The organism is Kordiimonas sp., from assembly GCF_048260245.1.
Taxonomy (GTDB): domain Bacteria; phylum Pseudomonadota; class Alphaproteobacteria; order Sphingomonadales; family Kordiimonadaceae; genus Kordiimonas.
In genome coordinates this window covers 55,489-75,284 of sequence record NZ_JBLXGZ010000014.1, presented here as the reverse complement: position 1 = coordinate 75,284, position 19,796 = coordinate 55,489, and the positions used below count along the sequence as shown (strand labels likewise).

Sequence of the window (19,796 nt, the reverse complement as noted above, 5' to 3'; positions counted from 1 at the left end):
GGGGATGCGACAAAACAGGAGAAAATGATGAAACCCGATGTAACCAAATTTTTTGATGAACCGACAAATACGTTCAGCTATGTGGTGGCCGATCCGGAGACGAAAAAATGCGCTGTCGTCGATTCCGTGTTGAACTTCGACCCCAACTCGGGGCGTACCAGCAAGACCGGAGCAGATGAGATCATCGCATTCGTGCGTGAGCAGGGCCTCTCGGTCGAGTGGGTTCTTGAGACACATGTCCACGCTGACCACCTCTCCGCCGCCCCCTATATTCAAGAGGCGTTGGGCGGGAGGCTTGGTATTGGTGACCAGATCACAGTTGTACAGGACACGTTTGGCAAGCTCTTTAACGCGGGTAGCGAATTTGAGCGTGACGGTAGTCAATTCGACGTTCTGTTCAAAGACGGTGACGCGTTTTCGGTTGGCAATATCAAGGCGCATGTCCTTCATACACCGGGCCATACGCCTGCCTGCATGACGTATGTGATTGGCGATGCGGGTTTTGTGGGCGACACGCTGTTCATGCCTGATTATGGCACCGCCCGCTGTGATTTTCCGGGTGGTGACGCTGCAACATTGTTTGCATCCGTGCGCAAGATCTTTGCCCTGCCTGATGAAACCCGGCTTTTCATGTGCCACGACTATAAGGCGCCAGGCCGGGATACCTATGCCTGGGAAACCACGGTTGCCGAGGAGAAGGCGCACAATATCCATGTGCACACCGGGGTGAGCGTCGACGAATTTGTTGGATGGCGCACAAGCCGGGACAAAACCCTTGATATGCCACGGCTGATATTGCCTTCGGTGCAGGTGAATATGCGGGCTGGTCATCTGCCGCCAGCGGAAGACAACGGCACCCGATATCTGAAAATACCCCTTGATGCGCTTTGATCAACAAGCCCACATTGAAAGGATAGTGCCATGGATATCAGGAAAATAACGCCGGGGTTGTCAGTCTCGTCGCAGATAACGGTGAAGGACATAAGCATTCTCGCGGGCAAGGGCTTCAAGGGCATTATCAATGTGCGCCCGGACTCTGAGGAAGACGGCCAACCCGGTTCCGAGGCAATCGCCGACGCCGCAAGAGAATTCGGCCTTGCTTACCGGCACATACCGATTGTTCCCGGCAAGATGACGGATGCTGATATTGAGGCATTCAGGCTGGCCCGTGACGAGATGGTGGGACCGGTACTGTCCTTTTGCCGCACGGGCACACGCGCGATCACGCTTTGGGCCTGCACCAAGGCACCGCATTTGTCGACCGAAGCCATCATCGAGACTGCCGCGGCTGCCGGTTATGATTTGTCCGGCAAAGCGGCAGAACTGGATGCGCGACGGGACATTACATCAGGCGTGGCGGTTGAGGCATTCGCGCAGAAACCGCAGGTGCATGATGTGGTCATTGTTGGTGGCGGCGCGGGTGGCCTCGCTGCGGCGGCCAGCCTGCTGAAACGCAGGCCCGGTCTGGACATTACCGTTATTGAACCGCGCGACACGCACTATTACCAGCCGGGTTGGACACTTGTCGGCGGTGGTGTGTTCTCCCGCGATCAGACAAAACGCGCGATGGCGGATGTGATGCCCGCCGGCGTCAAGTGGACGCGGGCGGCGGTTGCTCATTTTGAGCCGGAGAAAAACGCTGTGGTGCTGGAGAGTGGTGACCGGGTTTTTTACCGCAGCCTTGTCGTGGCCCCCGGCATCAAGCTTGACTGGGACCGGGTTGACGGCCTGCGTGAAGCCCTTGGCTCCAACGGCGTAACATCCAACTATCAGTTCGATCTGGCCCCCTACACCTGGGAGCTGGTGAAAACGATGAAAAAGGGCAAAGCGCTGTTTACCCAGCCTCCCATGCCGATCAAATGTGCTGGCGCGCCGCAGAAAGCCATGTATCTGGCCTGCGACCATTGGCGTCGCACGGGTGCCCTTGCTGATATTGATGTGGCATTTCACACGGCGGGGGCCGTGCTTTTTGGTGTGAAGGAATACGTGCCTGAACTGATGCGGTATGTGGAAAGATACGGCGCCGAGCTTTGCTTTCAGGAGAATTTGCTGGCAATCGATGGCCCCGCGAAGCTGGCAACATTCGAGGTAACAGGCGCGGACGGTAGCAAGTCACTTGTCGAGCGACCCTTTGACATTATTCATGTCTGCCCACCACAAGGGCCACAAGATTTCATGCGAGGGTCACCTCTTGTCGATGAGGCGGGCTGGGTCGATGTCAGCAGCGAGACTCTGCAGCATAGCCGGTACGGTAACGTCTTTGGTATCGGTGACGGATGTTCGGCCCCGAATGCCAAGACGGCGGCGGCAGTGCGCAAGCAGGCACCGGTGGTGGCACATAACATCATTTCTGTTCTTGAAGGTGGCAATACCGGCGCTCTCTACGAGGGATATGGTTCGTGCCCGTTAACGGTGGAGCGCGGCAGGGTCGTGCTGGCTGAATTCGGCTATGGTGGCGCGTTACAGCCAACTTTCCCAAAATGGCTGGTCAATCCGGTAAAGGCGTCTGGGCTGGCATGGTTTCTGAAAGAGAAGTTGATGCCTGCACTGTATTTTGACCTGATGCTGAAGGGCCGGGAATGGTTGGCAAAACCTGAGGTCATTTCGCATTCACCGCTTTCTCATGAAGTGGAAACCGCGTGCGATTTTTCGGGTGAGAAAACCAGTTAACGCCCGCGCGGTCTTAGGGAGATAAGCATATGATAAAGAGAGGCATATGATTCAGGCACTCAGAGGCTTGTTCCCGTTTCTGGAGTGGGGGAGCCGGTATAGTCGCCAGACCCTGCTGAGCGATGCAACGGCAGCCGTGATTGTCACAATCATGCTGATACCCCAGTCTCTTGCCTATGCGATGTTGGCAGGGCTGCCGCCAGAGGTGGGGCTGTATGCCAGTATCCTGCCTCTTGTGCTTTATGCGGTGTTCGGTACCAGTCGCACCCTGGCAGTCGGGCCGGTTGCGGTTGTCTCGCTGATGTCGGCTGCTGCCGTTGGCTCGGTCGCGGCACAGGGAAGCGCGGGATTTATTGAGGCTGCGATTCTTCTGGCGCTTCTGTCCGGGGGGTGTTTGTTGTTGATGGGCATCTTGAGGCTCGGATTTCTGGCAAATTTTCTCAGCCATCCGGTGATTTCGGGTTTTATCTCGGCCTCCGGCATACTCATTGCCGTCAGTCAGGTCAGGCACATTCTGGGGGTTCCTGCGGGTGGGCATAATCTGTTGCAGGTGGCCTCGTCGCTTATAGCCGGCCTGGATGAGGCGAACGTGCCCACGGCGGCCATCGGTGTTACAAGTCTCGCATTCCTTTATTTTGTTCGTCTGCGTTTGGGCAGTGTGCTTGAAATGCTGCATATGCCCGCCGGCATTGCCAGCTTTGTTGTCAAGACCGGCCCCGTTTTTGCGGTTGTTGGCACGACGCTCGCGACAGCCTTCTGGGCGCTGGATGTGAAGGGCGTGGCGATCGTCGGACAGGTGTCGGTTGGTTTGCCCAGCCTGGGCCTGCCGGGTGTCAACCTTGATCTGGTCAAACAGTTGCTGTTACCCGCTTTCCTGATCAGCCTGATCGGCTTTGTGGAATCCGTTTCGGTTGCCCAGACACTGGCGGCCAAAAAGCGTCAGCGTATCGACCCGAACCAGGAGCTTATCGCCCTTGGCTCGGCAAATCTCGCATCCGGCTTGAGTGGCGGTTATGCCGTGACAGGCGGCTTTGCCCGTTCCGTGGTAAATTTTGATGCCGGGGCGGAAACCCCTGCCGCGGGTATGTTCACGGCGGTGGGTATCGGTTTCGCAACCCTGTTTCTGACGCCGCTCATCCACTATCTGCCGAAGGCTACCTTGGCCGCGACAATCATCGTCGCGGTGTTGGCATTGATCGATACTCGCATGATGCGGGAGACATGGCGTTATTCCAAACGTGACTTTCTGGCTATGGCTGTGACCATCCTCCTGACCCTTGGTGTCAGTGTCGAGGCGGGCGTTGCCTCAGGCGTATTGCTATCGGTGCTTTTGCATCTTTACCGCAGTAGCAAACCACACTGTGCCATTGTAGGCCGTGTGCCGGGAACGGAACATTTCCGCAATGTCCTGCGGCATAAGGTTGAAACCTGCCCCTCTGTGGTCACCTTGCGCATTGATGAAAGTCTCTATTTTGCCAACGCCCGCTTTCTGGAGGATCAGGTTTATGCACTTATCGCAGACCGGCCCGAGCTCAAACATTTGATACTGATGTGTCCGGCGGTGAATGAGATTGATGCCAGCGCGCTTGAAAGCCTTGAGGCAATAAACCATCGTCTCTCGGACGCGGGCGTGCAATTCCACCTGAGCGAGGTCAAGGGGCCTGTGATGGACCGGCTGGAGCGGTCGGATTTTCTTGTCGAATTAAGCGGGCAGGTGTTCCTGAGCCAGCATCAGGCTTACGAGATGCTGGTGCGACAGAACAGCTAATCGTCCAGTGGCCCTGCTGCGTTTGGCTCTGCTGAGGGCGCCGACAGGGGATGGATCGTTGAAACGCTTCAATTTGTCACAGGCCATTAACTGTGTTGCGAATTGTGTTTGGTTCGGTTAACTCAGGCCTCATGGTGAAAGCTTGGCGGGAAATGAGGTCCGGGTTTACTTGGACGTTTGCAGCGATATTGCTGCTGGCGGTGTTTGCCCGTGCCCTTGTGCCGACGGGTTATATGCTCACGTCGTCGGATGACGGGCGGTTTGTTTCCATCACGCTTTGTACAGGATACGGCCCTGCCGATGCGGTGCTTGATTTCCGTACCGGTACATTGGCGGATGCTGCCGACCATCCGGCAGGTTCGGTGCCGGATGGCGGGCAAGGCACTGCCTGTCCCTTTGCGACCTTCGCTCACGCCGCCCTGCCAGCCCTGCCGCCTGCGGCGCCAGTTGTCGCCTTCCGCGAAATTCCCCCAACTGTTCAGCCGGTTGATGATGCGCCTGTTGCAGGTGCCCTCGCCGCCCTTCCCTGGGCCACAGGGCCACCCCGCGCCTGAAGGCGTTCGGGGGTTGTTGATCACTTGATGGCACACATATGTGCCTGAACTGAACACGTATCCCATGCCTTTCCCCACTACCCCGCAAAGCCGGGGTTAATCCGACAATTTCGCCGGGCCATCCGGCAATACTTTGACTTTTTTAGCCGTCTGCTCCCTGCGGCAGACCTGCTTGGGATATAAATTCATGACGAACCGTTTTCTTTTTGCTACAGCCACCATTGCGCTTGTTGCGCCGCTTGCGCACGCTAATCATGACGACGTGGAAATCATTACCGTCACCGGTGAGCGTAGGCTTGACAGCACGCCTGATGTTGGTAGCCGCCTTGGGCTGACGAACCGGGAAACCCCGGCCATCATTGATGTCATTACACAGGATGATCTGCAGGCGCAGGGCGCGCGGTCGCTTATTGAGGCGCTTAACACCGCGCCAGGTGTGGCATCAGGCAATCTGCCGGGGTCTGTCGCGTCTGTGTCCATGCGCGGGTTTCACCGGGCGGTTAACTATCTTTATGACGGCGTGCGTATGCCAAATTCGGATGCGGGTATGCGCAACTTGGATGCCTGGAATTTTGAGCGTATTGAGGTCATCAAGGGCCCGGCATCCATCACATCGGGCGAGGGCGCGCTTGCTGGCGCCATCAACTTCGTGCCGCGCGCACCAAAGCTTGACCAGACAAGCGGTGAACTGTTCGCAAGTTACGGCAGTCATGGCCGCATGCGCCTCGCCGCTGACGCCAACGTACCGGTTAGCGACAAGGTAGCCCTGCGCGGTGACGTATCCTATTCCCGCTCAAACGGGTGGGTGGACGACACAGACTCAGAGGCTTGGTCGGGCCGTCTTGCCGTGCTCATTGAACCGACGGACCGTTTGACGATCAAGCTGTCGGCGGACTTCTCGGGCGATGATTTCTCAACCGCTTACTATGGTACACCGCTTGTGTCTGTGGCTGCAGCGACAGACCCGTCAGGTGCCGTTTCCGGCAGCGCAGGCCTCGTGCTTGACCGCGCAATGCGCGACATCAACTTTAACGTTGAAGACGGCAAGATGGATTCAGACACCCTGTGGCTGCGCGCACGCATTGATTATGCGCTCAGCGACAACTGGACGCTTGTCAGTGACACATCATGGTATGATTCCGACCGCCTGTGGCGTGATGCGGACGAATACACGTTCAACGCGGGCAGTGGGCTTATTGACCGGGGTGCCACGCTGATCACGCATGATCACCAGTATTGGAACCAGCGCCTGCATGCGGCCTATGACGGTGACATAGCAGGGCGCCGCAACCGTTTCTCTATCGGGGTTGAGTTTGGCGAGACGGACTTTTATACCAAACGGCGCTTCGATTCCGCAGGCTCTGTCGATCCACACGATCCGGTGCGTGGCACTTTCCCTGCGGATAACGCGGCCAACTTCTCATACAGGCAGAATGTCACGGCGGATGTATCCTCACGCGCCATCTTCGCTGAGAATGCCTTTAATGTGACGCCAGACTGGCTGATCGTGGGCGGTATCCGCCTGGATGATTTCAAGCTCGACCGCGAAGTGGCGGACGCCACCTCGGGCGCGGCCGATGTTTACAGTGCGGACTATAACCCGCTGACATGGCGTGTCGGCACCGTCTATAATGTGCTGCCGCAAACCCAGCTTTTTGCGCAGTACAGCAAGGCAGCTGTTCCGGTGAGCGGCCTCCTTTTTATGAGCTCAAGCCGCGCGTCCTTTGATGTGTCTATGGGGCGTTCCTACGAGGCGGGCATCAAGTCGACCTTCGCGGATGGACGTGTGGATGTGACGCTGTCTGCATTCCACATCCGGCAGGATGATATCCTGACCCGTGACCCCGCCAACGTGGCACTGACTGTGCAGGGCGGTAGCCAGACCTCGGATGGTGGTGAAATTGCCCTGAACTGGCGACCAACGGATGAACTGGCTATCGGCTTCAGCGGCACGATCCTCAACGCGGAATTTGATGAGCTTCTGGAAGGTGGCGGGGTAGACCGCTCCGGCAATCGTCCGGCCAATACGCCTCAGCAAATGGCGGATCTTGTGGTGACCTATTCGCCTGAGGCGCTGCCGCTCTCCTTCACCGGCAGCGTGCGCTTCAACGGTGATTTTTATACCTCGAACGCCAACAGCATCAAGGTGAACGACGTCACCCTGTTTGACGCTGCCGTGGCGTGGGAAGCGCCTTTTGGCACACTCACTGTGCGGGGCCGTAACCTCAGCAATGAATTTTATGCAGACTGGTCGGGCTATTCCTCCAGCCTCGTGTTTGTTGGCGAAGGCCGCAGTGTTGAAGTCTCGCTCTCCACGTCCTTCTAAAGTACCTGTGCCCGGCGGCTGCGCGCTGCCGGGCTCTTATAGGAGCCTGATCATGGCGCGTAAAAATTTCCTGACCGACATGCGGCTGCACCGAAGCATTTTCAGGCTGCATTTTTATGCGGGTCTGCTGGTGGCGCCGTTTTTGCTGATCCTCTCCATCACCGGGGCGATCTATCTGTTTAATACGGAGATTGAAGATATTGTTTTCGGCGACTGGCGTTTCGCCTCAGCCGAAGGCCCGCATCTGGCGCCTGAAGTGATGGTTGACGGAGCGCTTGCGGCCTATCCTGCCAGTACCGCGACGCGTATCGACCTGCCGGTCACGTCCGAGCGTACGGCGACGGTCTTTCTGACACCCGAGATGGGCGAGCCGTTCCGCGTTTTTGTGGACCCGGTGACGGGGGTGGCGCTTGGCTCATTCATCTATGGTGATACGCTCGTCGGCTTTGCCGATAAGATGCACGGCTCGCTTCTGATCGGCGATCGTGGCAGCAATATCGTTGAACTGGCGTCGTGCTGGGCGATTGTTCTGATCATGACAGGGCTTTACCTGTGGTGGCCGCGTGGTGGCGGGGCGATCTGGGGCGTGTTTCTGCCGCGCCGTCTGAAGGGTCGTTTGATGTGGCGGGAAATTCACGCGGTTGTTGGCATGTGGGCGTCTGTGTTTATTTTATTCCTCATTGTGACCGGACTGCCGTGGTCCGCACACTGGAGCGGCTATTTGCAGGGGTTTCTGGACCTTACAGACAGCGGCTATCCAGCTTCCTACCGCACGCACGTCAACCATGCGGCTGTTATGTCCGACCCGACAACAACATTAGCGGAGACAACGCCTGGCATCGCCTGGACGCTGGAGAGTGCTCCCGCCCCCATGTCTGACCACGGACACCACCAGATGGCGGGCGCGGAACCCATAGATGTGGGCACCGCAGCCAGTATCCTCGCGCGCGAAGGGCTGACAACCGCCTACCGGTTGGTCTACCCAAAGGACAAACACGATGTGTTTACCGCGTATACCTACCCGGACAAGCCAGAGGGGCAGCGCACCATCCACCTGGACCAGTATACCGGCGATGTGATCAACGATATTGCTTATGCCGATTATGGGGTGGGCGCGAAGGCGGTTGAACTGGGTGTGCAGCTTCACATGGGCAATTATTTTGGTGTACCCAACCAGATTATTATGTTGTTTGCTGCGCTGTGTGGCGTGGCACTGGCCATCACCGGGCCGGTCATGTGGCTCAAACGCCGCAAGGCAGGACTTGGTGCGCCGCCGCCTGCATCCGGCAAGCGTGCGTGGAGCATTGCTGTCATTCTGTTGGCTTTCGGGGTGGTTTTCCCGGCGCTCGGGCTATCACTGATTGCCGTGTTTGCGGCTGAACAGCTTATCCTGGGCAGGATCGCGCCTGTGCGCCAATGGCTTGGCCTCCGGTCCTGATATTAGCTGATCAGCAAGGATGGTCGGGCGTTCCGCCGGTGCGCCTCAGGACCCTCCGGTTATATGGGCGGATATGGCCGAGGTTTTGACGCGGCTCGAACAGCGCCTCACCTGTATTTTGACATTGGTCAGCGTCCTGTCAGCTTGCGTGGTGTATATAACACCTATGCGAATAGCCACATTCATATTGGCCGGATGGATTGCCCTTGTCGTCGCCGCAGCTGCGGCCAGTGATGACGTGCACCACCACCACGATAGAAAAGAAGATCACCTTGTCGCTCGTTCCGCGCTTCAGCGCGGAGAGATCATGCCTCTTGAAAAGGTCCTTGCTGCCGTTCGGCCGAAGCTGAGCGACGAGATTGTCGGCATCAAGTTCGAGATGCACAATGGCCTCTGGTACTATGAGTTCCGGACCGTCGATAGCCGCGGTCACCTCCACTATATCCATGCCAACGCCAGGACGTCTGAGATAGAGACCGTGGAGGGCCATCCATGAGGGTGCTTCTGGTGGAGGATGACAGCCGTATCGCGGCAGAGGTCAGGTCAGCCCTTGAAGAGGCAGGCTATGTGGTTGACGTGGCGCGAGAGGGAGAAGACGCCTGGTTCAAGGGTGATGTGGAAGACTATGACGCTGCGATCCTTGATCTGGGCCTGCCTGGGATGGACGGCATTGCCGTGCTCAAGAGGTGGCGCGAAGGTGGTCGGGCCCTGCCGGTCCTGATTCTTACGGCACGAGGAAGCTGGGTCGAGCGTGTCGAGGGTATCGATGCCGGCGCCGACGATTATCTGCCAAAACCGTTCCAGATGCCCGAGCTGCTTGCGCGGTTGCGAGCCATATTACGCCGTTCTGCCGGGCAAGCCTCGCCGGTGATTTCAATTGGTTCCGTATCGCTGGACACCCGGAAAATGGCTGTTGATGTTGGTGGGCGCGATATCGGAATGACAAGTCAGGAGTACCGTTTGCTGGCATATCTGATGCACCATGCCGGTCGTGTGGTGACGACGACAGAGATTGTCGACCACCTTTATGGCGACGATAGCGAGCGGGCTGAAAACTCGGTTGAGGTATTCATTGGCCGGATCAGGCGCAAGCTTGGGGTTGATCTCATTCATACCCGAAGGGGTTTCGGCTATTTTGTTGAAGGGGGCGAGGCGTGATTGTGCAGTCACTCAGGCTCAGGCTGCTGCTGTGGGCGAGCGGCGCGGTCGCTGTCGCGCTTGTGCTGGCGGGCATCGGCCTCACCACGCTTTTCGATCGCCATGTGGAACGCCGTGTGCAGGATGAGCTGGCCACCTATCTGCGGCAGCTTTCCGGCGGCATTGAATTCGCGGTTGATGGTAGCTTTTCGGTCGCCGTTCCGATGGCAGACCCCCGTTTTGATGTAGCGTTCAGTGGCCTTTACTGGCAGGTGGAGGAGGACGGCACTGCGTTTGCTATCCATTCCCGCTCCCTTTGGGATACGCGCATAGCCCTCCCGACAGATCCGCTCGACGTTGGTGTTATCCATCGGCATACGCTGCCCGGACCGGGGGGCGCCACGCTTCTTGTGCAAGAGCGCAGGATCGTGTTCCCGACCAATGAAGGCGAGCGCTCGCTCCGTATGATGGTGGCCATTGACCGTAGCGATCTTGATGCTGCGAGCACGGATTTCGCCGGCGAACTTGTGCCGTCGCTGGGCATTCTCGGCGTTGTACTTGTACTGGCTGTCTGGTTTCAGGTCAGGATGGGCCTTCGGCCTCTCGACGCTATTCGGAAGGGCATCAACCTTGTCCGCACGGGCACGGCCAATCGCCTGCCAGCCAATCAGCCGCGCGAGGTCATGCCGCTTGTGGAAGAAGTGAACGACCTGCTTGGCGCGCAGGAGCAGGCTGTTGAACGGGCGCGCCAGCGGGCGGGTGATCTCGCACATGGTCTCAAGACACCCCTGACCATCCTGCAGGGGGATGCGGGCAGGCTGCGTGCCCGGGGCGAAAATGACCTTGCCGGTGAGATAGAGGGTCTGGTGGAGACAATGCGCCGGCATGTGGATCGGGAACTGAACAGAGCTCGCCTGCATGAAAAAGGTGTCATGCAAGTTCGAGTGGCCGACCTTGGGGCGGTGGTGGAAAAGATTGTCCGCACCGTGAACCGCACACCGGCAGGGAAAAACCGGCGTTGGATGGTAAACATCCCTGCCGATCTTGCAACAGGCATGGATGAGGGTGATCTGGTCGAGTTGCTTGGAAACCTCGTCGATAATGCGGCCAAATGGGCCCGGCGTGAGGTCATGGTCCGGGCAGCCCCGGCAATGGGCGGTTATGTGCAATTGATGATAGAGGATGACGGCCCGGGTGTGCCCGATGAGGCTTTGGCAAAACTCGGGAACCGTGGTGTGCGGCTTGATGAACAAGCGCCAGGGAATGGGTTCGGACTCGCCATCGTGCGGGACATTCTGGCCGCCTATGGAGGTAATATTACTTTCAGCAACAGACCGGAGGGGGGCCTATGCGTGCAGGTGGACCTGCCAGCATGCCCACCGGTACTTCCGATTAAATCGTAGTTTGAGAAGAGGACTGGCAATATGTTTCGATGCCTAATGGCTGCGACAGTGATGGTTCTTGCGCTTGGGCCAATGTCGGCTGCTACCGGGGAAGAATTTATCCACCTCAGCGACACACAGATTGCTCGCCTTGGGATCGCTCACGGCGAGGTCCGTGCCGGGGAGCGGCAGCAACTGACCGTTGTGCCCGGGCGAATTACCGCCCCTTTGGATGCGCTGCTGACCATGGCGGCTCCCTTTGCCGGAACGGTACTGTCGGTCCAGACCCTTGAGGGGGCGAAGGTTAGCGCCGGGGCGGATCTGCTGGTTATCGCGAGCAACGAATATCTTGCCGTACAGTCGCGGCATGCCCAGGCAGCAGCAGACTACCGCGCGCTCAAAGCTTCCGCCGATCGGCTCAAGACATTGTCGGATGAGGGCATAGTGGCTGAAGCCCGACTACAGGCCAAGGAGGCGGAAGCCGCCCGCGCCACGGTTGAGCTTGAGGCGACGGCACGATTGCTCGAACAGGTGAAACCGGTCCAGGGGCAACAGGGAGCATACAGCCTTGTTGCACCAAAGGATGCCACCATAGCCCAGCTCTCCGTCATGCCGGGCGACATGATTGACGCGCTTGACGGTGCTGTTGTGCTTGAAGATGCGGGTGCATTATGGCTGGAGGCCGAACTGCCCGCGCGGTTTATGGGGCAGGTCACAGTCGGGGACACCGCGAGACTGGAAGCCTATGGCATTGCCGGAAAAATTATTGCCGTGGGGCGCGTGGTGGACCGGCAAAGCCGTTCAGTTACCGTGCGCGCGGCCCTTGAGAGCCATGCGGCACTCAAACCCGGGCAGAGCGTGCAGGCGATGATATTGTCTGCGGCACAGGCTGGGTCATTGTCTGTCCCGCGAGATGCGATTGTCCGGCTGGCCGGAGATGAGGTTGTTTTCCTGCTCACAGCGAATGGCTACCAACCGATCCCCGTGACCGTACTTTCCCGCGGTGTCAATGAGGCCATTGTCACGGGAAACCTGACGAAAGGGGCGAAGGTTGCGGTCAGCGGACTGACCGAGCTCAAAGCCCTCGCCCTGGAGGGCCAGTAGTCATGCTGAACCGCCTTGTCGAATTTTCGCTGACACAGCGATTGCTGGTGCTGGTCCTGTCGCTCATGATTGGCGTGTCAGGCAGCTACGCATTCCTTACGCTGCCCATTGACGCCTTTCCCGACATTTCGCCGACGCAGGTGAAAGTGATCCTGAAGGCGCCGGGCATGACGCCTGAAGAGGTTGAGCAACGGGTGACGATTCCGCTTGAGATGGAGCTGCTGGGTATCCCCGCGCAGACGGTCCTGCGCTCTGTGGCCAAATATGCCATCGCCGATATCACACTCGATTTTGAGGAAGGCACGGATGTTTACTGGGCGCGCCAGCAGGTTTCCGAGCGGTTATCCGGCGTGATGGAGGTCCTGCCAGAGACAGTGTCCGGCGGGTTGGCGCCCATCTCCACCCCCCTTTCGGATGTGTTCATGTTCACAGTTGAAGGGGGTGGGCTCAGCCTTGACGAGCGCCGCACCCTGCTGGACTGGACGATACGGCCCGCGCTCAGGACCTTGCCGGGGGTTGCGGATGTCAACGCGCTCGGTGGTCGTGTACGGACCTTCGAGGTCGTGCCGGATATGGTTGCTCTTTTGGAAGCCGGGTTGACAGTCTCGGATATGAAGGACGCCATAGGGGCGAGCAACAGCAATGATGGCGCAGGCCGCCTGAATGACGGCGAGGAAAGCCTGATCGTGAGAACGGTTGGTGCTGTGCAGACACTGGAAGACATACGCCAGATTGTCGTGGCAGCTGATGCCAATCGCACGCTCCGGATCGGTGATGTCGCAAGCGTTCGTTATGGCGCCTTGACCCGGTATGGCGCTGTGACCAAGGACGGCGAGGGAGAGGCTGTGCAGGGTCTTGTGATCGCGCTCCGCGGTGCGGATGCCCGCGCAGTGGTCGACGGCGTAAAAAGCCGGCTTGCGGACCTTCGCCCAAGCTTGCCAGAGGGTGTCGAAATCAATGTTTTTTATGACCGCTCCGGCCTGATCGAACGCGCGGTGGGGACTGTATCCAAGGCGCTGGTCGAAGCGTCGGTGATTGTTGTTGTCCTGTTGTTCCTGTTCCTCGGCAATGTGCGTGCCGCCATCGTTGTCAGCCTGACCTTGCCGTTTGCCGCTCTTGTCACCTTTGTGATGATGCAGGCATTTGGTCTAACCGCCAACCTGATGAGCCTCGGCGGTCTCGCGATTGCGATTGGTATGCTGGTGGATGCCGCCGTCGTGGTGGTTGAAAATACGGTCGAGCATCTGGCGCACCACAAGACCGATGCCAAGGTGCCGGTGTTGCACCGGGTCTATCGCGCCGCTACCGAAGTCTCTGTGCCGGTTGCAGCAGGTATCCTGATCATCTGCCTTGTCTTCCTGCCGCTCCTGTCGTTGCAGGGGCTTGAGGGCAAACTGTTTGCACCCGTAGCGCTCACAATCGTTTTTGCCCTGTCGGGGTCGCTTCTTCTCTCGTTGACCCTGATTCCCGTGCTGTCATCCATGGCGCTGAGAGCGGGTGTGCATGCCGACCCATGGCTGATGAGAAAAATTGCGCCCGCCTACAAGGCATTGCTTGGTCGTGCGCTCAACCGTCCCGGCCCTGTATATGGTCTGGCGGGCGCTGGTATCGGGGTGGCGGTCTTCAGCTATGTTATGATCGGCAAGACTTTCATGCCGACCATGGACGAAGGCGCCATCCTGTTGCAGCTCGCACAGTTGCCTTCGGTGAATGTGGAACGCAGTGCCGAGGCTGATCTTGCCGTACAGCGCGCGCTCCTTGAGCGAGTGCCGGAGGTGGAAAGTGTTGTTGCGCGTTTGGGCGCGGATGAACTCGGGCTCGACCCCATGGGCCTCAATGAGACGGATAGTTTTTTGGTGCTCAAGCCCAAGGAAGAATGGCGGCAGCCGGACAAGGGCTGGCTGAGCAACGAGATCAGGTCGGTTATGGGAGATTTTCCGGGCATCGATTTTGCTTTCACCCAGCCGATTGAAATGCGGGTGTCTGAAATGCTGACCGGCAGCCGTGGCGATCTCGCAATCAAGATATTTGGCCCCGACCTTGCCGTGTTGGGCCGATTGAGCGATCAGATACAGAAGGTGGTTGCCGGTGTTGATGGCGCTGCGGAAGTTATCTCGGTTGCCAGCGATACGGTCCAGTATCTGCAGGTGGATATCGACCGGCTCGCCACCGGTCAGGCTGGCCTTCATCTCGCCGACGTGCAGGCTGAACTGCGTGCGCAGCTTGAAGGTGTTAACGCTGGATATGTCGCTGAGCAGAACCGCCGTATCCCTATTATGATCAAGGGAGCGGATACGCTGCGTGAGCGCGCCGAGCTGTTTGCGGATTATCAAATGGCAACGCCGGATGGCGGGCGGGTTCGTCTGGGTGATATCGCGCGTATCGGCCTGCCCGAAGGTTCGGTCAAGGTCGACCGCGAAAATGCGTCCCGCTATGCGGTCATTCAGGCCTATGTCACAGGGCGCGACCTTGTCGGCTTTGTCGAGGAGGCGCAGGCAGTCGTGGCTTCGGACGTGCCGCTGCCTGCCGGATACCGGCTCGTATGGGGCGGGCAGTTCGAGAACCAGAAACGGGCGGCGCAAAGGCTTGGTATCGTGGTGCCGCTTGCGCTTGGCCTGATTTTCTTTGTGCTGTTTGCAACACTCAGGTCTGTCCGGCAGTCCGCGCTTATCCTCGCCAATATTCCGTTTGCCCTTGTCGGGGGGCTTCTCACGCTCTGGCTGTCGGGCGAGTTCCTTTCGGTGCCTGCGTCGGTCGGCTTTATCGCTCTTCTGGGGATAGCGGTTCTGAACGGGTTGGTACTGGTGTCGCACTTTAATCAGCTGCTGGCACAGGGTTTTGATATCCGGTCTGCGGTCTTTGACGGGGCGCAGCGTCGGCTCAGGCCGGTCCTCATGACAGCCAGCATTACGGCGTTTGGTCTCGTGCCGCTGCTCTTTGCGACAGGACCAGGGTCGGAAATCCAGAAGCCGCTCGCCATTGTGGTAATCGGCGGGCTGACAAGCTCAACGCTGCTTACCTTGTTCCTGCTTCCCATTTTGTACCAGAGGTTCGGGGCAGATTCCTCCGCAACGGAGGGCTCATCATGAAAACCACGCGCAAACTGGTCATTGTGTGCCCGAATGAAATTCTGGACGACATCACTGAAGCGTTTCTCGACGCGGCGCCGGCATTGCCGGGCTTCACCTCGTTTGCGGCCAGCGGGCACGGCCAAGACTTTGCTGCGGCCTCTGCGCGCGAGCATGTGCGCGGTCACGTCTCCCGACACTGTATCTGGATGATTTTGAGCGAGCCTGAAGTGAAGCACGCCCTTGATGTTCTGCGCGCTGCCACGTGCAACCCCCATGTCGCCTACTGGGTCGAACCCGTACTCGAATTTGGACATATACCGTCATGAAGAAGCTTGCTTTCGCCGTAACTATCCTTGCCGTCGCGGGCGCAGCGGGCGCCGGTGACACCTTCTTGCCGAACGCTGCTATCGCCACGGCAGTAATCGGAGCACATCCTTCGGTGTCGGCAGCCGAAGCCCGGCTGTCTGTTGCTGCGGCTGAAGCACGAGGCCGCCGCGCCGGCAACCACGATTTCCTTGTAAGTAGCAGCTATACGCGGCGGGACATCAGGGGCGAGGGCACCCACGGGGAGTGGGACGGCTCGATCAGCCGTGCGATCCGTCTGCCTGGCAAGGCGTCGGCTGATCGCAAGATTGGGGCGCTTGGTATCGAAGTAGCGGAAAACGCCAGGGATGATGCGCGGCATCAGGTAGCCCTCCTGTTGAAAGATTACTGGTTCGAGTGGCTTGGTGCCTCAACCCGTACTGAAATCGAACAGCTGGCAGTCGAGGCCTATCGGCGCGAGCTTGAAATGGCGGAACGCAGGCATTCGCTTCAGGAATCTGCGCTGATCGATGTGGAGGGTGCGCGCTCGGCACTTGCTGCAGCTGAGGCGGCGATGCTGAAAAGCAACGCTCTGCGACTTGAAGCAGAGCGAGTGCTTCGTACTATATTCCCCGACCTTACAGTACCACTAAGGGCACCGGACGTGCCGGCTCCGACCGTAACCGAATATAGTGCACAAGAGTGGCGAGACCTTATCCTCGCGCGCAGCCATGAGCTGCGCATGGCGGAAAAAGAGGCTGAGCAGCAACTGGCGCTGGCGCGGCGTGTGCGGCTCGACAAGGTTGGGGACCCGGCGTTAGGGATCAGGGTCTTCAGCGAACGGGGAGGTGAAGAACAGGGTGTGGGCCTGACTTTTTCCGTGCCTTTTGGACCGGCGCGGCGCAATGCGGACAGCGATGCCCAGCGTGCGCGGGCACTGGCCGCAGAAGCCGAGGCTCGGCATGTGCGACGTGTGATTGAGGAAGTGGCGGACCGGGATATTACCCGCGCCGAAACGGGGCTGAATGTCTGGCAGCAGACGGTAGTCGCCATGACGGCAAGCGAGCAGGTTGTCGCGCGTGTCCGGCGCGCGGTCGAGCTTGGAGAGCGGGATATGGTGGAACTTACGCGGGCGCTCGCCCAGCATTACGATATCCGGCGTGAGGAAGCTGCAGCCCGGATTGCGGCGCAGGATGCACTTACGCAATTGCGCATCGACTCGCACGAGATCTGGGTCGCGACACATCATGATCACCAAGACTGATGTAACGGGGCAATGTCGTGTCCCGTCCTGTCTTGGTGTCCTCCCCAAGTTATAGACCACTGCGTCGTTACCGGGAGGGAGTGTTTTTTAAGCTGGAACCGGCAGTGAATGCAAACGGCACCGCGCTCCCGCCTCCGATAATCTTGGCTGTGCGCCGGGCCTGATAGGCAGACTGGTAGGTTACGGCCTCTCGGCTTGGTCGCTTTTACCTACTTGGTAGCAAACAGATTGTAGTCTATGTCTTATGCGAACCATGTAGTGGACCCGTTATGTCTGAAGAACAACGCCAGCAACTGATCGAACGCATTGTCCTTAGCAAGCCCGTAACAGTGATATGTGCCCCGCCCGGATTTCACAAAACCCGGCTTGCGCGTGAGGCGGGGCAGCACATAGCAAAAACAACCGGATTGGATTTGCGCTGGATCGATGCACTTGAGCACGCCCAAAACCCCAATGCTGCGGTCGAGGCCTTGCTTGCGGCGAAGCCGCAGGTGACTGTCATTGACGGGAACAGTGCATGCAATGGGCCTGCGCTCGCTCAGGCGCTCGAACGGCTTGCCGGGAATGAGACCAATCAGCGGATTATTCTGGTCCTTCGGCAAATGCGTGACCTACCCCTTGCCAGGCTTTCTGTCACGATCATGCCAGACATTGTCGATGCGACCGCTCTGAGGCTTCGACAACAGTGGAAAAGCCAGTTTATCAAGAAACAGTTGCGCCCGAACGTCCGGCGGCGCATTCACGAGCTTGCAGGGGATTGGCCGATCGCGCTTGAGCTGCTGACACGCTGGGCCTCGTCCACGACAAGTATCCCGGAAAACTGGTCGGACTTTGACATCCTGAGAGATAGTGGCCTTGCAGACTTTATCGTGCAGGAAGTGCTGCCGCTATTCAGTGCGGAGGAGCTTGCAGCACTTTCGAAGGCCAGCCTGCTTGAGACGCCGGATCTCAGGTTCCTGGCTTCACTGGATGGCGAACGGCGTGACGACCGGGTCCTTGCAGATATTTCCTTCCGGCTGAAGGGCGTTGTTGATCGGGATGGCGACCGGATAACAATCCAGCGGGCGCTGCGCGTCTATCTGCGCGGAACCCTTGATATGCTGGATGGTAGAAGCCCTCCGGAGGTGCTGATTTCCCTCGCCGATCATTGTTCATCGGAAGGCAAGCTTGGGGAAGCAACCGCCCTCGCGCGAAAGGCCGGCAGGCCGGAGAGAATTCGAGACTATGCGGAAAGCCACGGAGCGCTTGGGATATGGATCGCGCAAGGTTTCTCGGTGGTTAAGGATTTTGTCCAGAATTCTAGTGCCGAGGTCATTGGAAGCTCCGCCGTCCTGCGGATGATGGAATGCATCGTCCATATGAAGGCGGGTAGAATCAGGGTTGCGCAAAAACTGTTTCAAGACTTGGCCGCAACGGTCGGGCCCGATGATACCCGCGCGCGGGATCTCGAAATCGTAAGGGTCACCTTAATGGTTTATGGCTGTTCGCTTGAGCGGACCGGCGACCTGGAAATGCTTAGAAAAATGATCGCTGAACAAGCGGAAGACCCTGCGCTTGGGACATTTCTTGCCACTCTGTCCTGTATTTTGAATTCTCAGCGCGCCCGGTTTGACAGGGCTTTTGCCAACCTGATTGACGCCAGAACACAGGCAAAGAAGGCTGCGTCACGATATAATCTGATGTTCCTGAATATGCATGAGGCAGCTATCCACCTCGCACAAGGTGAGTTGAAACAGGCCAGGACATGTGTGTCGGAAGCTCATCGCCGCTGGAAGAGCGAATTCCCCCATGACATTGGCGTTGAAACCGTTATCGCCGCGCTCAGCGCTGCTGTCGAATTTGAAGCGGGGCAGTTGACCCGCGCCCGTAACTCGGTCAGGCGATCTGCCTATCGGATGCCGGATGCGGAGGCATGGTTCGATATCTATTTCGCGGCTTACGAAACAATGATCCGCCTTAATCAGGCCGAGCATGGTCTGGGCGCCACCCTTATACGTGTCGAAGACGAAGCTCAAAAGCTGCGTGCTCAGGGTTTGCCTCGGGTCGCGGACCTGCTTGTTGCGATCGGTTTGTGCGTTGCGGGGGAAAACCGGTTTCAGGGTATTTCGGTCAGGACAGTTGCGCACTGGAGTGTGCCAGAAATATCCCCTACCATGAGCTGGCAGGAACGCGAGGTATTTACCCTTGCGCAGGCTTATGAGCTTGAGCAGCGGGGCAGCACCGCGCAAGCCTTGCACCTTCTGAAGGCGGAGAGGGAGAACGCGCGCGAGCTGGGGCTTGTCCGCAGTTGTCTCCGCTACCTGCTTGCGGAATTCTCTTTGACGGTTTTGGTGGGCCGGTCACGGCGTTCGGATGCTATCCTGAGGGAAGCCATTCTTCTGGGCGCGCAATCTGGCATGCGCCAGATTTTCAGCGAATTCGGCTCAAACCCTCTCGCAGATTCTATGGCAGCACTTATGGAGGATACAGGTTTTAATGAAGTCGAAAGCCAGTTTGCAAGAATGGTTTTCAACCGGCTGCGTCAACGCAGAACAACAGGTGTGAGCAATTTGTCCGCGCGTGAGCTGGAGGTGTTGGGGCTTCTACAGGCGGGTGGGTCGGATAAACATCTCGCCAGGCAACTGAATATTTCCGAGCATGGGATACGCTATCACCTCAAAAATATCTTCAAGAAACTTGATGTACATGACCGCCTCGCCGCCGTGGCAGCTGGCCGAAAACAGGGTCTCATTGTTTAATGCTACTAATTTAAGTAGTATATGGAAAAAATGAAAATAGA

At 58.3% G+C, this 19,796-nt stretch carries 14 protein-coding genes; all 14 read left to right on the top strand.

What is annotated here, in order from left to right:
• Positions 1 to 24 precede the first annotated feature (24 nt).
• The 14 genes from ACN0VM_RS09470 (at position 25) to ACN0VM_RS09405 (ending at position 19,755) form a co-directional block, all read left to right on the top strand.
• Complete coding sequence (locus tag ACN0VM_RS09470; protein WP_417450631.1) at positions 25 to 891, top strand: MBL fold metallo-hydrolase; 867 nt, start codon at positions 25 to 27, stop codon at positions 889 to 891.
• 30 nt (positions 892 to 921) lie between these two features.
• On the top strand, positions 922 to 2,670 hold the full coding sequence (locus ACN0VM_RS09465) for a TIGR01244 family sulfur transferase (protein WP_417450630.1): 1,749 nt from the start codon (positions 922 to 924) through the stop codon (positions 2,668 to 2,670).
• Positions 2,671 to 2,716: 46 nt separating this feature from the next.
• Entirely contained in the window at positions 2,717 to 4,438 is a 1,722-nt protein-coding gene (locus ACN0VM_RS09460; protein WP_417450629.1) for a SulP family inorganic anion transporter, read from the top strand.
• Positions 4,439 to 4,590: 152 nt separating this feature from the next.
• Positions 4,591 to 4,992: a DUF2946 family protein gene (locus ACN0VM_RS09455; RefSeq protein WP_417450628.1), complete on the top strand. Its 402-nt coding sequence runs from the start codon at positions 4,591 to 4,593 to the stop codon at positions 4,990 to 4,992.
• A 187-nt stretch (positions 4,993 to 5,179) separates the two neighbouring features.
• Positions 5,180 to 7,318, top strand: a complete 2,139-nt coding sequence (locus ACN0VM_RS09450; RefSeq protein WP_417450627.1) for a TonB-dependent receptor — start codon at positions 5,180 to 5,182, stop codon at positions 7,316 to 7,318.
• Between the two features lie 52 nt (positions 7,319 to 7,370).
• Positions 7,371 to 8,756: a PepSY-associated TM helix domain-containing protein gene (locus ACN0VM_RS09445; RefSeq protein WP_417450626.1), complete on the top strand. Its 1,386-nt coding sequence runs from the start codon at positions 7,371 to 7,373 to the stop codon at positions 8,754 to 8,756.
• A 166-nt stretch (positions 8,757 to 8,922) separates the two neighbouring features.
• Positions 8,923 to 9,252 carry a PepSY domain-containing protein gene (locus tag ACN0VM_RS09440; RefSeq protein ID WP_417450625.1) on the top strand — a complete coding sequence of 110 codons (330 nt, stop codon included), beginning with the start codon at positions 8,923 to 8,925 and terminating at the stop codon, positions 9,250 to 9,252.
• Positions 9,249 to 9,914, top strand: a complete 666-nt coding sequence (locus ACN0VM_RS09435; protein WP_417450624.1) for a response regulator transcription factor — start codon at positions 9,249 to 9,251, stop codon at positions 9,912 to 9,914. The genes ACN0VM_RS09440 and ACN0VM_RS09435 overlap by 4 nt, the downstream gene beginning before the upstream one ends.
• A complete protein-coding gene (locus ACN0VM_RS09430) occupies positions 9,911 to 11,296 on the top strand; it encodes a sensor histidine kinase (protein ID WP_417450623.1) in 1,386 nt (461 codons plus the stop codon). Before ACN0VM_RS09435 ends, ACN0VM_RS09430 begins: the two co-directional genes overlap by 4 nt.
• A gap of 21 nt (positions 11,297 to 11,317) precedes the next feature.
• The gene (locus tag ACN0VM_RS09425) at positions 11,318 to 12,379 is read left to right on the top strand and encodes an efflux RND transporter periplasmic adaptor subunit (protein ID WP_417450622.1); all 1,062 of its coding nucleotides are present in this window, start codon (positions 11,318 to 11,320) and stop codon (positions 12,377 to 12,379) included.
• A 2-nt stretch (positions 12,380 to 12,381) separates the two neighbouring features.
• On the top strand, positions 12,382 to 15,468 hold the full coding sequence (locus ACN0VM_RS09420; RefSeq protein WP_417450621.1) for an efflux RND transporter permease subunit: 3,087 nt from the start codon (positions 12,382 to 12,384) through the stop codon (positions 15,466 to 15,468).
• A complete protein-coding gene (locus ACN0VM_RS09415; protein ID WP_417450620.1) occupies positions 15,465 to 15,776 on the top strand; it encodes a DUF3240 family protein in 312 nt (103 codons plus the stop codon). The genes ACN0VM_RS09420 and ACN0VM_RS09415 overlap by 4 nt, the downstream gene beginning before the upstream one ends.
• Positions 15,773 to 17,017: a TolC family protein gene (locus ACN0VM_RS09410; protein WP_417450619.1), complete on the top strand. Its 1,245-nt coding sequence runs from the start codon at positions 15,773 to 15,775 to the stop codon at positions 17,015 to 17,017. The genes ACN0VM_RS09415 and ACN0VM_RS09410 overlap by 4 nt, the downstream gene beginning before the upstream one ends.
• A 269-nt stretch (positions 17,018 to 17,286) precedes the next feature.
• A complete protein-coding gene (locus tag ACN0VM_RS09405; RefSeq protein WP_417450618.1) occupies positions 17,287 to 19,755 on the top strand; it encodes a LuxR C-terminal-related transcriptional regulator in 2,469 nt (822 codons plus the stop codon).
• The last annotated feature ends 41 nt before the right edge of the window (positions 19,756 to 19,796 follow it).